We start from the raw sequence: 812 nt of genomic DNA, 5'->3' as shown, positions 1-812 counted from the left end.
TTGGAGGAGGCTCAACACCCTCCGGTTAAAAAGCCACTCGCAGCAGTGCTTAGGAACGGCATAACGAAGGAGGCGAACGTCGCGCAGCACCATTCACCAGGTCGGATCGTCACGCCGAGGCTTCCTCATGACACGTTTGGCGGCACCTGATCCGCCAACCGCACTATTCCAACCCATGGCTTACTGCGGTCGCAAGGGGCTAATTCCAGAACAGCACACATTGCCATCCTCAATCGGCCAAGCCGCCGAGGTGGCGAGGGGCTCATGGGCACGAAGCGCGATCAGGCAGGAATGCACTGGCGGAGTCGTTGATGCAGGATGAACAACCTTCTCGGTAATTGCCGCCCCCACGTAAACCGTACCATCCAGCCCTAGCACCGGCGCCGTGAAAGAATGGCGCGCGATGGGCAATCGGCCAGTAAGCACCTCCACGTTGTGAACGCGCGTGACCCATCGAAATCCACCCGTCTTCATGTTTAAGGCGTGGACCTCCGCCGTGGTCATCCAGCGCTTCCATTCGTCCTGGCTGGGGTTGCGCAAGCAACTGAAATAAAGCGTGCCCTCTTCCGTTAGAACGGGCGTTGCGGGTATATACCCTTCGACGCTGTAGTGCCACAGGTGCTTCCCGTCCTTATCCAGGGTCCAGAGCTGGGAGTCCCAGCGGTCTTCTGCAGACGTTCCTTGTGCAGGCGTTCGCTTTACCGTCGGGATACACAGTACGTCGTCCTTCCCGATGATGATGGTGTCGGCAATAAACTCAAGCTCGTTCGAGAATGCCATCAGGAAATGCTTGCTGTAATGGCCATCCTCGC

At 58.0% G+C, this 812-nt stretch carries 1 protein-coding gene; it reads right to left on the bottom strand.

Annotation, left to right across the window (positions count from 1 at the left end; genetic code table 11):
* Positions 1 to 180 precede the first annotated feature (180 nt).
* The coding region (locus RMZ43_RS35955) for a hypothetical protein (protein ID WP_428851021.1) at positions 181 to 812 on the bottom strand (632 nt) is incomplete at its 5' end.

It is taken from the genome of Nostoc sp. CmiVER01, from assembly GCF_034531135.2.
GTDB lineage: Bacteria > Cyanobacteriota > Cyanobacteriia > Cyanobacteriales > Nostocaceae > Nostoc.
This window is presented reverse-complemented; position numbering and strand designations above follow the sequence as displayed.